Here is a 12,671-nt window from a genome sequence, read left to right as displayed (position 1 = left end):
TCCCCCCCATTAAGGCACCAATTTGAATGCCCGGTAGTAGTTGTCGTCCTTCAGCTTCCCGAAAAGCCGAAGGATTTGTCCGTCGTAAATTCCTGGGAAAAACATCACGAGTGGTTTGTCCCGCATCACATGGTGCAGGTTGTTCAGCAGGCTATGCGTGCGAAGCAGCGGGTACACGGTGCCAATGCCGGATACCAGCACGAGATCATGATTCGGCAGATCGCACGCAGCTTCAAAAACAGGTGCGAGCTTGCTGCCGTGAAGCGGTTCCTTCAATGCCTTCACCAAGAAAGCATCACCCTTCTTGCGAGTCTGCTCGATAGCCTTGTCGAACAACTTGCGGTCACCAAGGTGCCCAAGAACCATATCAAAGAGGTTGATGTGCTTCACCCGCAGCCCAGGACGCTTTTTGGGTAGCTGCTCCAGCAGGAATCCAATGTGTTCTCTGACCGTAAGTTCGTTCTCGGCTGGGTAATCGAAAATGTAGAAGCCGATTTCATTTCCCAGCCCACGACCGCTCAGCAGGTCGTCGGATATCAACCGATCCAGAACCTTGTTTAAGCGGTCGTCGAGAATGCTCATATGGACACCTGGATGCAGCGGATTACGTACTGCTCGTTATTCTCGCGAAGATAGCTCATCACCTCGCCCGAAATCCGAACTGATTTCAACCGATAGGTTTTGGAATCGGTGATGTATCCAACCTCCACCAAGATGCGATAGACGCAATCAGCCAGTTTGTTGGCGGTACTGTCCTGCCACACAGGCATCAGCGGATCACGGTTTCGGCACTGCTCCAGATATTGATCCCACATCTTCCTTGGCAGGTCGGGGCGGAACATGCGGAACTGGTCCCGCACCACCAGATCAAGGAAGTCGCCCAGAAGTGTGGAATGCTTGATCGCAGCGGCAAACACCGCCTGGATTGCAACCTGGGTCGAGCCATCCCGTACCATTTGCCAGAGTTCTGGCCCCATGGTTTCGAGCCGGTTCCGCATCAGCGACGACTGCCGCTTTGCAGTTCCGGGGCTGCGACGTTGAAGGACGTTCTCGACTTCGATGGCATGACGCCACTGATCTTCGGTGACCCCTTCGAGAAGCAAGCCCGCAATGATCCGACTTTCCGGCAGTTTTAGCGATCCACCACCGATATCTGCCTTGTATCGAGGCTCAGCCATTGCCGCCCCGCCGTCGAATCGCAATCTCGCTTTTCAATTGCCTCCCCCCAACAGTCAGCTTGAAGTCAGCAGACTATCCATAGGCGGAGCAGTGAGCAACCTGGAGTCAGACCGGAATCAGAAATGAAACCGGCATGGGTGACCGAAGCTGTCACGGGAGCATGGCTGGCGATCAGATTGAACGCTACCGGAAGCCCATGAAGTCCGCTTTTCGGACATTCAGTCGCCGCCGCTGAACCGAGAATTCAAGATTTTTGAAACCGTGACATTCGGGCCGCACATTTCCATACGCTGCGGGAAACAATGCCAGGACAAGAGCGTTCTTTTTACGTTCTAAAAACACCGGCCAATTGATTCCTATTCCGTACGAAACCGTAAATCAGCCTGATTTAAATATCAGGCGGATTTCAGCCAAAATACAACCCTGATGATATAATTATATAAGAATGTTTGTGAACCATCTTGGTAAATTATGGCATTGACTAACAGCACATTGCGGCCGTAGTACGCAAAAACAACACGGCGAAACCTCCATATGCACGGAGAACTTTGCCGTTGAATTTATGCGTCACTGGAGAACGCTGCGATGAATATTAAACGTGGACGCTTCGATCAGATCGAAACTGTCGATTCGAAGCCAGCAACCAGCATCCTGGATCACTTTAAGGCCGCTCTCCCCGAGCGGTTCGTAAAGTTTGACAATGCATGTCGCGGGGATGCTCTGAACCACGATCTGTACGGGGTTGATCCCGAACAGGATGTGGCCGTGGTTCAGGTCCGGCACAGCTTCCGCCGTTACCGCAATGGCTTTCTCAACCAGCACAAAACCTACGTTCTCTGCGGGTTCAACGAATTAACCAAACAGCCTTTCCGGCACCCGGTTGGTGCCGCTGCTGTTCGGGCTTCAATCCGCCGCGATCCGACCGATCCAGCAGCACCTGTTCGGGCTGCACAGCGGTGGATGTGGGAGGTGACGGAACGCCAGTTGGCGAACGGCATTCGGCAGGGCGATGTGCTGCTGGTTCCAGAACGCGGTCAGCCCAAGATCGCCAAGGAAATTGGAACTGAACACATTGTCGGCCAAAGCCATCAAATCCGGGCTGCCAGGGTCGTGGTCACCATAGATGGGCGGGTCTGGGCCTACTCACCAAGCGTTTGGCACGCCAAGAACCAGCATGACCCGATCTTTGCCGACCATGAGGGCTGGCACTCGGTTCGGGTCGCCCGTGAGGAAATGGCCTGGAACTTCAGCGTCAGATTAGGTGATTGAGGGCTGGGAGGTCGCAGAAATGGACAAGATCATCAAACTGCTGGCCGTAGCCCTCGACTCCGCTGCAACCGACCCTGAACGGTTGACCGCAATGGGGAGGATCGCCACGGACCTCAAGGCCAAAGGAATCCACGCAAGCCAATTGTCGATCAGGACGGATGACTTCGAGATCGGTGGTGTCTCCGTGAACTGGGAAAAGGAGGCCAAGGAATCGTGGGAGGAGATTACTCGCCTGCGGCGGGAGATTTCCAAACTCAAGGCTGCCCAAAAACGGGCGGCCAAACCTAACGACCGCCGGGGCTGGTCCTCGACGGTCAAGGCCAACGTGGTGACTGACAAGGACGGATACGTGGTTGGGTCTTGGTCGTGACCCCATGCCGACAGGCAGACGATCACTGGGTGATGTAGCTCACCGTAGAGCGGTGACGAAAGTCGCAGGCGATGGGTCGTTCCCATCCATCACTCCCGATGGCGGCGTTGAACAGACGAGGCGTGAAGCCCGTCGAAATCCGAATCAATCATGAAGCGGAACACGCCTTCGAAAGAAGGAAATGATGAAATCGAGAAGCAAAAGTACAAGTAACTATCAGAATGCACCGGAAGCAGCGGCAATCGATGATCCGGCGTACACCCCGACAACACTATTCTACGACATTGTGCTTTCGTCGGACAATGCGACGCTCTTCATGCCGAATGACAGCGTGGAATTCTCAGACGATGCCACTGAGCTTTACCTGCGGGAGTATTACGCTATCTTCGGCAGCGTACCGCAGATTTGGCACACCGTATTTTCCAGGTTAATCCCGCTTAAGATCGCAAGCTGGGGCTACCTGAAGGCAGGAACGCACCTGATCCCTATTCCGTTCGTGCCAGACCATGAGACGGTGGAGCGGAGCAACAATGGGGTTTCCACCACCATGACCCCGAGCCAGTACGGTATCTTTGTTTCAGCCGTGGTTTTCAGCCAGTTGGCCGTTGCCCTCCAGCATGACCCGAACTTTCTGGCCCTCAGCTTCATCAATGGCCTGGACATGAACAAGGCCATTGACTGGTATCGCGGGTGCATGAACGCCCTCTGGGCATTTGCCAAGGATGATCCGACCTGGACCTGCGTTGCCGACCAGTTGGATTGACCGCCATGAAAAAATTCGAGCGTGAACTTCGCAAAGCCTATGGCGATGAGTGGGAGGTGAGCAGAACAGGGGGTGACCACTACCGTCTTGTCCACCGCGAGACCGGAATGATCTGTATTACTGCATCCACCCCTTCCAGTTGGCGGAACCAAAGGAAACTTCGATCCACGACACAGCGATTGCTCCGTAAGAAACCACATTGACCTCCGCTCATTGAGGACGAACGGACTGATGGTGCAGGCACCAGAATCTATGGTTCCTGCACCATTACCGTCGCTGGGACACAATACTGCACTCGCAGGATAAATAAACATGAAAGCGAGGTGCATCATGCATGAGAAGTTAAATAACGTAATCCTGTTCCCGGAAATTATAGATATGAATCCCGATCATTACGCCAGGACGTGCCCTGGATGCGGAGGCATCCATTATCTCATAACACTCACGAACAAGATCATCTGCGATAACTGCTTTGCTGCTGCCGAGTTTCCCGATGATGAGGTCTGAAGCTGAGAAAACTTTGGTTGCTGCGATCCAACGTCGGTTGGCGGAACTGTCTTCCAGATACCCATCATCGATCATGCTGGCGGTCGATGACGAAGGGCGAGACTACCTGGACGCGGCTCTGATGGGGCGGCATGGGGAGGTGTTGCTTACCGATAACGGCGGCGGCGATCTGACTGAGATTCACTGGCAAACGGTTTTGCACCATATCGGCTACGTAGCCGTCATCGTCTGGTTGAGCGACCCCCGTGACTTGGAATTGGTCAGGAAGGCGTGTCGTGAGGTGGAGCATCAACATCAACCATGCACCTGATCGTCGCAATAAAAGCCCTCAACTCAACGCTGTTATAAACATACTCCCCATGAAAGTTCCGGATTTCATTACCAATCCAGACATCATCCATAGCACGCCAGTTTTCACCCGCCTCTTCCCATATACGAATCATTTCACGAGCATCAGAAATAAATGGATTTACAGCCTCTCTTCTTACTTTTCGTCCAGCATCTTTAAAAATATCCGCCAAACCAACATCAACAGTCCCTGCAAGGGCCTCTAAATTTTCTCGCAGATTAATATCAGATGCATAATGCTTTCTGATCTGAATCTCTGATGTCCCCATGTTTGCAGCAAGTTTATACAAATTAAATGGATTCATGTTGTGGATCATCCATTGGCAATATGAATGCCTCATGCTGCCAAGAGTGCGATACCCTCCTTTTCCATCACTCCATAGCCCAGCCATTTGCAGAAGCACCTGAACACCGTCATTAATATGGCACGGCTTTAATGGATTAAATTCATTCGAAAACACATACTCAAGCGGATCATCCGTTTTTCTATGCTCGTCCATTTCTTTATATGTATTCATTATTTCAGAACGGCAAACAACAGACCGCACCGGCTTCAATTTTGATCTTACGTTGCTAATGTGCAATGTTTTTCCAGACTGCACAGGTATTACCGCAATATCACCCCACTTGAGACTGTGAATCTCAGCAACACGCAACCCAGAATATAGGACGAATTCAAATGCACAAATAACCCTTCGCAGTCGCCATTTGTGATATTCGCGTTTTTCAGCATTGATTCTTTTCTGCTGTAAATCGCATATAGCTTTAAACTGTTCTGCCGTGATGGATGATCGCGGCGAATCAAGACGATCTGTGTATACAGATTTTGTCAGACGATGCTCTGTGCCGAAATGTGTTTTCGAAAAACGCAAAACTTCATTAATTGTCATGGCATATTGATTAATAGTATTTCTATTTGAAACCCCTAGCTTTCTCCTTGTTGTCTCCTGAATACGCCCATTCTTAACAAAACTTAGCTTGCTAATATTTTTCCCAGGCCCCTCAGTCCAGTATGTTGCGAAATGAGTTTTTGCCTTTCTGATGTCATCATCACTTATATCCTTAATTGCCTTGTCAGCAAATAAAGGGATCAAATACGACCGTATGTGATTAATTTTCTTTCCAAGAGTTTGTGGGTGCCGCAGACGATCACCGTTTGGTGCACGCTCTCCATATTTTTTACGTGCTTTCAATTCTGCCTCAAGCTCTTCAGCTAATTTATTGGCTACGATGCGAAAGGTTACATCCTTCCTGGGCTTTCCACTGCTAATTCTCGCCTGTAGCTTGATAAATTCAGCTTGGGCCTTTCTTCGTGCCTCTGCCTCATCGGCGGTTCCGGTGGTCAAGCGAACAGGAACTCGCTCCCCCGGTCTCCTGAAAAGGCAGTACCAACGGTCCCCACGCCAATATAATTGCTGAGTTCCCTCTGACTCGGGCGTAAAGTTGAGCGGAATTGAGTCCCTGTGTTGCACTGTGTCCGTTGATTTTTCAGTGTTTTTCGTGTGTCGCATTTGTGTTTTTACCACCAGATGGATGACGAATCATACAGGGTGGACTGGTAGGTTTCAACGGCGTTGCAGCCCAAGATATTGGGGGCCATAAAAATTATTACAGCATATATGGTAAATATTATATTTTTTAGTCTTGAGAGTGAAAATAATAGGTCACCGGCTAACGACACAACCATCCCAGCGGCGATCCCAAGCCATCACGGGCCGACATCGAGATGACCCGCAGCGTCAAGGAGGCCCTGGCCGCCGTGGGCATCGCGGTGCACGACCATGTGGTGGTCGGGCGCAAGGGCCATGCCAGCTTCAAGGCCATGGGGCTGCTGTAGAGTCCCTGGCCCGGCTTACCCTTTATCCCAACTTGTGGTATCGCCCATTCAGGTTATCCTGATCTTGGCCTGATGCCGCGAAGGAGGAACGCAGATGCTGGTTTCCGATATCCTTGCCAAGAAAGGCAGCAAGATTTTCAAGATCCTGCCGTCCAAGGCCATGATCGAGGCCGTCCAGGGAATGGCCGCGTTCAAGGTCGGAGCGGTTCTGGTGGTGGACGACAAGGACAATACCCTGGGTATCTTCACCGAGCGCGACGTCACCCGCTGTCTGGCGGCCCATGGCGCCCGCATCCTGGAAACCCCGGTGGGTGACCACATGACCCCCGATCCCATGACCTGCCGCGCTAGCGATTCGGTGGCCTCGGTGATGAGCAGCATGTCCACCCACCACTTCCGCCACATGCCCGTGATGGATGGCGGCAAGATGACCGGTATCGTCTCCATCCGCGATCTGGTGTCCAACAGCCTGGAGCGCGCCGAATTCGAAGCGGAAGCCCTGCGGGCCTACGTCACCGCCGGCTGACTTCGACGGGGAAGCCCCCCTCTCCCATCCGGAAGAGGGGGGGATCATCCGTCAGGACATGTATGGGGCCAGATTGCGGCGGATGCGCTCCTTGACCGTCTCGGCGGCCGAGGGCGCCTCGAAAGTCTGGCCGGTGACCGTCTCGTAGAGCGAGATGTACTTGGCCGAGAACTCCACCAGGGTGTCGTCGGGAATCACCGGAATGGGCTGGGTATAGGGATCGCAGCGCGCCGCGATCCAGATGCGCAGGAATTCCTTGTCCAGGCTTTCCGGCTCCTCGCCCTTGGCGTGACGGGCGCCATAGCTGTCGGCCTTCCAGTACCGGCTGGAATCCGGGGTCAGGATCTCGTCGGCCAGGGTGATCCGCCCGTCGGCATCCACTCCGAACTCGAACTTGGTGTCCACCAGGATCAGGCCGTGCCGGGCGGCGATTTCGCGCCCGCGGGCGAACAGCGCCAGGGACAGACGCGCCAACTCGTCCCACTGGGCCTGGCTGAGCAGACCGCGCGCCACCACCTCGGCGGGCGAAACCGGGGCATCGTGCCCGCCCACATCGGCCTTGGTGGTGGGGGTCAGGATGGTGGCCGGAAGCTTGTCGTTCTTCACCATGCCGTCGGCGAAGTCGAGGCCGTACATGGTGCGGCGCCCCGCCTTGTACATGGACCAGATGGAGGTGTCGGTGGACCCGGTCAGGTAGTCGCGCACCACCATCTCGATGGGCAGCATGTCGAGGCGGCGCCCCACCACCACGTTGGGATCGGGATATTCGATCACGTGGTTGGGGCAGATGTCCTTGGTCGCCTCGAACCAGAAACGGGCCGTCTGGGTCAGGACCTGCCCCTTGAACGGCACCGCCGCCAGCACCTGATCGAAGGCGCTCTGGCGATCGGTGGAGATCAGAATGCGGCGCCCGTCGGGCAGGTCGTAATTCTCGCGGACCTTGCCACGATAGTAGTTGGGCAGTTCGGGAAACTCGGCTTCGGTAAGCACGCCGGGGATGGCGGCGCGGATCGCGGCGGCGGAGAGCATGTCCAGACATCCATGAAAAACGGGGTGCCTTTATCGCATTCCCGAAGGCCGGGAGCAAGGGAACCACCCAGTTTAAAACAAGTCGCATTTATATTGTTGTGCAGCACAACAGTTTTTATGCCCAACAATGCCCTTGACGAACGCTGATGACTGCCTCACAGTCGTGACCATCAAAGTCGCCGAAGAGCGACCCAGGAGGCTTTCGAACGCGAAAGGGACGTCCCAATGTCTGACAACGCCACGAGTCTGTCCGCGTCACGGACCATTACCCGCCGCCAGTTCACCACGGCCGCGGCGGCCGGTGCCTTGGTCACCACCACCGGGTTGCCGCTGCGCTCGGCCCGGGCGGCCACCCCCTTGAAGCTGGGTGTGCTGCTGCCCCGTTCCGGCCATCTGGCCCTGATCGGCCAGGCCTGCCAGCGCGGCGCCGAGATCGGCCTGCCCATGCTCCGCGACATGGGCTATTCCGTTGAATTGATGAATGCCGACACCGAGTCCAATCCGGATGTTGGGCGCACCCAGGCGGAGAAGCTGATCCGCGAAGGCGCCAACATGCTGATGGGCTGCTTCGACTCCGCCACCACTCTGGCGGTGGCCGGCGTGGCCGAGCAGAAGGGCGTGCCCTTCGTGGTCAACATCGCGTCCGAGCCCAAGCTCACCGAGCAGGGGTTCAAGTACGTGTTCCGCAACTTCCCCTCGGCCGGCATGCTGGGCAAGGGCGGGCTGCTGCTTTACAAGGACATCTTCGCGGCCACCGGCGTGACGCCCAAGACCGCCGTCCTGCTGCATATCAACGACAGCTTCGGCATGGCCATGCTGGGCGGCATCAACGCCCTGATGCCCAAGCTGGACATGCCCTTCCAGATTGTCGAGACCATCGCCTACGACCCCAAGGCCCGCGACCTCTCCATCGAGGTGGCCAAGGCCAAGGCGGCCAAGGCCGATTTCGTCATGACGGTGACCCGCCTGAACGACGCCATCCTGCTGGTGCGCGAAATGGTCAAGCAGCAGGTGGAGACCATGGGCATCATCAGCCCCGGCGCTCCCGGCATGTACGACAAGCAGTTCTTCAAGGCGCTGGGCAAGTACGCCGAATACTGCACCACCAACGTGCCGTGGTTCGATCCCAAGCAGGAGATGGCCAAGACGCTGGAAAAGACCTTCGAGAAGGCTTTCCCCGAGGAAAGCTGTGACTTGAACGTCGGCTTCACCTTCGAGGCCGTGCTGATCGCCGCCGACGCCCACAAGCGCGCCGGCTCCAACGATCCCCAGGCCCTGACCGAGGCCCTGCGCGCCACCAACCTGTCCAAGCGCGCCATGCTGGGCGGGGCGATCAAGTTCGAGGCCAATGGCCAGAACATGAACCTGATCTCGGCGGCGGTGCAGAACCTGGGCGGCAAGCCGACGGTGACCTTGCCCGCGGCCTCGGCCGAAGCCAAGCCCGTCTTCCCCATGCCGCCCTTCAAGGGCCGCAGCTGACCACCGGCGATATCGGCAACGTTTGGGCAGGAGCCGGGATGTGGACGCCACCTTTTTCGTGAACGTGATCAGTGCCGGTCTTCTGACCGGCCTGGTTTACGGCCTGATGGCCCTGGGGCTGTCGGTCATCTTCGGCGTCATGCGCGTGGTCAATTTTGCCCATGGCGACATGATGGTGGTGGCCATGTACGCCGCCTTCCTGCTTTTCACCAAGCTGGGGATCGAACCGGTCCCCGCCCTGCCGCTGGTAGCCGGCGGCCTGTTCGTCGTCGGCTATCTGCTGCAGCGCTTCCTGATCAACCACTTCCTGGGTGTCACCGAACACATCCAGTTCCTGCTGCTGCTTTCGGTGGCCATGATCATCACCAACGTGGTGCTGATGGTGTTCGGCCCCGATGCCCGCAACATCCAGCTTGACGCCAGCTTCGAGAGCTACAACCTCGGCTGGCTGGTGCTGGACAAGGTCCGCGTCATCGCCGCCTTCACCGCCGGCGGCGTGGCGGCCCTGCTGTGGGCCTTCTTCCGCTACACCACCACGGGAACCGCCATCCGCGCCTGCGCCGACAATCCTGTGGGGGCGCGAGTGGTGGGTCTCGACGTGGAAAAGCTCTACGCCATCACCTTCGGCATCGGCACCGCCTGCGTCGGCGCCGCCGGCTGCCTGCTGCTGCTGCTGGTGGACGTGCATCCGCATCTGTCGTCGGATTACACCCTGCTGGGCTTCATCATCGTCATCCTGGGCGGCCTGGGCAGCCTGGGCGGCGCATTGCTGGGCGGCATCCTGGTGGGGCTGTCCGAGGCTCTGTCGGGCGTGCTGATCGCTCCGTCGCTCAAAAGCATGTTCAGCTTCGGCCTGCTGATCCTGGTCCTGCTGCTGCGGCCGCAAGGCATCCTGGGGAAGAAGCCATGAGCGCGCTGCTGCAAGACCGCCGTGCCGTCCTGCTGCTGGGCCTGCTGGCGATTCTCGCCCTGGCGCCGCTGGCGGCGGGCGACTATGTGCTGTCCATCCTGATCACCGTGCTGCTCCAGGCCTATCTCGGCATGAGCTGGAACGTGATGATGGGCTTTGCCGGCCAGTTCTCGCTGGGCCACGCCCTCTATGTGGGGCTGGGGGCCTATGCCGGCGGCGCCCTGTTCGTCCATTACGGCACGCCGCCCTGGATCGGTGCCCTGGCCGGCATGGCGGTCTCGGCCGCGGTGGGTGCCGTGGTCGGCACACTCGGCTTCCGCTTCAAGGTGATGGGCGTCTATTTCGCCCTGCTGACCATCGCCTTCGCCGAGTTCACCCGGGTGCTGTTCGACCATTGGGGCTGGGTGGGGGCCTCGTCGGGCCTGTTCCTGCCCCCCGCCCCCAACAACAGCCCGGACAATCTGTGGCTGCTGCGCGGCTCGACCACCATGTTCTACTACGTGGCGCTGGCCATGGCGGCGGGGGCCTTCTGGTTCAGCCGCGCCCTGCTGATGCGCCGCATCGGCTTTTACTGGCAGGCCATCCGCGAGGATCAGGACGCCGCCGACGCGCTGGGCATTGATGTCTTCAAGAACAAGATGATCGCCGTGCTGATCTCGGCCTCCATGACCAGCCTGGGCGGCGTGTTCCTGGCCTTCTTCAACAACAACCTCTACCCCGAGAGCATTTTTTCCATGCATCGCTCCATCGAGTTGATGCTGGGCACCATCATCGGGGGAATCGGCACCCTGTTCGGGCCGATCCTGGGCGCCGTGGTGTTGACCGCCCTGGGCGAGGGCCTGACCATCCTGGGCGCCCATATCGGCATCGATGGCGTCAAGCAGATCGCCTACGGCATCTGTCTGATGCTTATCCTGGTCCTGAAGCCGGGCGGGCTGTGGCCCTGGCTGCGCAAGGCCTTCCGCCTGGAGGGAGACGGACGATGAATACCGCCACTCCCATGCTTTCGGTCGAGAACCTGGGCAAGAGCTTCCGCGGCCTGCGCGCCGTCAACCAGGTGGCCTTCGAGGTGCCGCGCGGCGACATCGTGGCGCTGATCGGCCCCAACGGGGCGGGCAAGACCACCACCTTCAACCTGATCGCCGGGGCGCTTCCGCCCAGCGACGGCAAGGTGGTGCTGGACGGCCACGACATCACCGGCCTGGGCCAGGCAGCCATCTGCCGCGCCGGAGTGGGCCGCACCTTCCAGATCGTCAAGCCCTTCGCCGGGCTGTCAGTGGAAGAGAACGTCATGGTGGGCGCGCTCCGCCACGACAACGGCGACGTGGACAAGGCCCGCGCCGCCTCGCGGGCCACCCTCGACCTGCTGGAACTGGGCGACAAGGCCCGGGACCCGGCCCAGACCCTGACCCTGCCCGACCGCAAGCGCCTGGAAGTGGCCAAGGCCCTGGCCACCCGGCCCAAGCTTCTGCTGTTGGACGAGGTGATGGCCGGCCTGCGCCCGGTGGAATGCGATCGCATGGTGGCCATCCTCACCGGTCTCAACAAGGAGACCGGGCTGACCATCCTGCTGATCGAGCATGTCATGCGCGCCGTCATGGCGCTGTCCGACCACGTGGTGGTGCTGCATCACGGCGAGAAGATCGCCGAGGGCACGCCGGCCGAGGTTACCAGCCATCCCAAGGTGCTGGAATGCTATCTGGGAGAGGATCACGAATGATGCTGGAAGTCCGTGATCTCGATCTCCATTACGGCGACGCCCAGGCCCTGGACGGCGTCTCCCTTGACGTGGCCGAGGGCGAGGTGGTGGCCATCATCGGCGCCAACGGGGCGGGCAAGACCTCGCTGATCCGCGCCATCGCCGGCATGAAGAAGCCGTCGCGCGGGTCCATCCGCTTCGAGGGCCACGACATCGCCGGCCGCGCCAGTTCCAGGATCTGCGATCTGGGCGTGGCCCAGGTGGCCGAGGGTCGCCAGATCTTCCCCAGCATGAGCGTGCGCGAGAACCTGGAGATGGGCGCCGTGCTGCCCCGCGCCCGGTCCAAGCGCAAGGAGACGCTGGAACGCTGCTACGAGATGTTCCCCAAGCTCAAGGTGCGCTCGGATCAGGCGGCGGGAACGCTGTCGGGCGGCGAGCAGCAGATGCTGGCCATTGGCCGCTGCCTGATGGGCCAACCGCGCCTGATGATGTTCGACGAGCCCTCGCTGGGCCTGGCGCCCGCCGTGGTCAGCGAGATGTTCAAGATCATCAAGACCCTGCATGCCGAGGGCATGACGGTGATCCTGGTGGAGCAGAACGTGTCGGCCTCGCTGAAGCTGGCCGACCGGGGCTATGTGCTGGAAAACGGCCGCGTGGTGCTTTCGGGCACCGGCAGCGGCCTTCTGAATGACGACGGGGTCCGTCAGGCCTATCTCGGCCTGTAGAAGACCCCGCAGGGAAGACAAGAAGAGCGG

General features: G+C 58.3%; 14 protein-coding genes and 1 pseudogene. 10 read left to right on the top strand and 5 right to left on the bottom strand.

Annotated features, from left to right (window positions below; genetic code table 11):
- Nucleotides 1–9 precede the first annotated feature (9 nt).
- Together AMB_RS10295 and AMB_RS10290 are read right to left on the bottom strand one after the other, a co-directional pair.
- The gene (locus AMB_RS10295) at nucleotides 10–582 is read right to left on the bottom strand and encodes a DUF1788 domain-containing protein (protein WP_011384442.1); all 573 of its coding nucleotides are present in this window, start codon (nucleotides 580–582) and stop codon (nucleotides 10–12) included.
- On the bottom strand, nucleotides 579–1,202 hold the full coding sequence (locus AMB_RS10290) for a DUF1819 family protein (protein WP_231849040.1): 624 nt from the start codon (nucleotides 1,200–1,202) through the stop codon (nucleotides 579–581). The genes AMB_RS10295 and AMB_RS10290 overlap by 4 nt, the downstream gene beginning before the upstream one ends.
- A gap of 562 nt (nucleotides 1,203–1,764) precedes the next feature.
- Between AMB_RS10290 and AMB_RS26415 the strand changes: the two genes are divergently transcribed.
- The 3 genes from AMB_RS26415 to AMB_RS10270 all read left to right on the top strand — a co-directional run bounded on the left by AMB_RS26415 (nucleotide 1,765) and on the right by AMB_RS10270 (nucleotide 3,581).
- Entirely contained in the window at nucleotides 1,765–2,448 is a 684-nt protein-coding gene (locus AMB_RS26415) for a hypothetical protein (protein ID WP_231849039.1), read from the top strand.
- Nucleotides 2,449–2,467: 19 nt separating this feature from the next.
- On the top strand, nucleotides 2,468–2,818 hold the full coding sequence (locus tag AMB_RS10275) for a hypothetical protein (RefSeq protein ID WP_011384439.1): 351 nt from the start codon (nucleotides 2,468–2,470) through the stop codon (nucleotides 2,816–2,818).
- Between the two features lie 184 nt (nucleotides 2,819–3,002).
- Entirely contained in the window at nucleotides 3,003–3,581 is a 579-nt protein-coding gene (locus tag AMB_RS10270; RefSeq protein ID WP_158303962.1) for a hypothetical protein, read from the top strand.
- A gap of 342 nt (nucleotides 3,582–3,923) precedes the next feature.
- Here AMB_RS10270 and AMB_RS25675 read toward each other — a convergent pair whose 3' ends face one another.
- Complete coding sequence (locus AMB_RS25675; RefSeq protein ID WP_158303961.1) at nucleotides 3,924–4,163, bottom strand: hypothetical protein; 240 nt, start codon at nucleotides 4,161–4,163, stop codon at nucleotides 3,924–3,926.
- A gap of 185 nt (nucleotides 4,164–4,348) precedes the next feature.
- The gene (locus AMB_RS24445) at nucleotides 4,349–5,782 is read right to left on the bottom strand and encodes a tyrosine-type recombinase/integrase (protein ID WP_158303960.1); all 1,434 of its coding nucleotides are present in this window, start codon (nucleotides 5,780–5,782) and stop codon (nucleotides 4,349–4,351) included.
- Nucleotides 5,783–6,114: 332 nt separating this feature from the next.
- Between AMB_RS24445 and AMB_RS24440 the strand changes: the two are divergent.
- Both AMB_RS24440 and AMB_RS10260 read left to right on the top strand, forming a co-directional pair.
- A pseudogene (locus AMB_RS24440) lies at nucleotides 6,115–6,273 on the top strand (JAB domain-containing protein); the annotation flags it as partial.
- A 94-nt stretch (nucleotides 6,274–6,367) separates the two neighbouring features.
- Entirely contained in the window at nucleotides 6,368–6,799 is a 432-nt protein-coding gene (locus AMB_RS10260) for a CBS domain-containing protein (protein WP_011384435.1), read from the top strand.
- Between the two features lie 51 nt (nucleotides 6,800–6,850).
- Here the strand turns inward: AMB_RS10260 and AMB_RS10255 are convergent, their stop codons facing one another.
- Complete coding sequence (locus AMB_RS10255; protein WP_011384434.1) at nucleotides 6,851–7,828, bottom strand: phosphoribosylaminoimidazolesuccinocarboxamide synthase; 978 nt, start codon at nucleotides 7,826–7,828, stop codon at nucleotides 6,851–6,853.
- A 225-nt stretch (nucleotides 7,829–8,053) separates the two neighbouring features.
- On the opposite strand from AMB_RS10255, the gene AMB_RS10250 reads away from it, so the two are divergent.
- Genes AMB_RS10250 through AMB_RS10230 form a run of 5 tightly spaced genes read left to right on the top strand, consistent with a single transcriptional unit; the run spans nucleotide 8,054 to nucleotide 12,641 of the window.
- The gene (locus tag AMB_RS10250) at nucleotides 8,054–9,307 is read left to right on the top strand and encodes an ABC transporter substrate-binding protein (RefSeq protein ID WP_011384433.1); all 1,254 of its coding nucleotides are present in this window, start codon (nucleotides 8,054–8,056) and stop codon (nucleotides 9,305–9,307) included.
- Between the two features lie 40 nt (nucleotides 9,308–9,347).
- Complete coding sequence (locus AMB_RS10245; RefSeq protein WP_011384432.1) at nucleotides 9,348–10,217, top strand: branched-chain amino acid ABC transporter permease; 870 nt, start codon at nucleotides 9,348–9,350, stop codon at nucleotides 10,215–10,217.
- The gene (locus AMB_RS10240; RefSeq protein WP_011384431.1) at nucleotides 10,214–11,203 is read left to right on the top strand and encodes a branched-chain amino acid ABC transporter permease; all 990 of its coding nucleotides are present in this window, start codon (nucleotides 10,214–10,216) and stop codon (nucleotides 11,201–11,203) included. The genes AMB_RS10245 and AMB_RS10240 overlap by 4 nt, the downstream gene beginning before the upstream one ends.
- Nucleotides 11,200–11,937, top strand: coding sequence for an ABC transporter ATP-binding protein (locus AMB_RS10235; protein WP_011384430.1), 738 nt, complete (start codon nucleotides 11,200–11,202; stop codon nucleotides 11,935–11,937). The genes AMB_RS10240 and AMB_RS10235 overlap by 4 nt, the downstream gene beginning before the upstream one ends.
- Nucleotides 11,937–12,641 (top strand): ABC transporter ATP-binding protein, encoded by a 705-nt coding sequence (locus AMB_RS10230; RefSeq protein WP_011384429.1) that lies wholly within the window; start codon nucleotides 11,937–11,939, stop codon nucleotides 12,639–12,641. Before AMB_RS10235 ends, AMB_RS10230 begins: the two co-directional genes overlap by 1 nt.
- The last annotated feature ends 30 nt before the right edge of the window (nucleotides 12,642–12,671 follow it).

Origin of the sequence: Paramagnetospirillum magneticum AMB-1 (genome assembly GCF_000009985.1) — a bacterium.
Taxonomy (GTDB): domain Bacteria; phylum Pseudomonadota; class Alphaproteobacteria; order Rhodospirillales; family Magnetospirillaceae; genus Phaeospirillum; species Phaeospirillum magneticum.
Note: the sequence above shows the minus strand (reverse complement) of the source record. Positions and strands in the feature narration are given on the sequence as shown.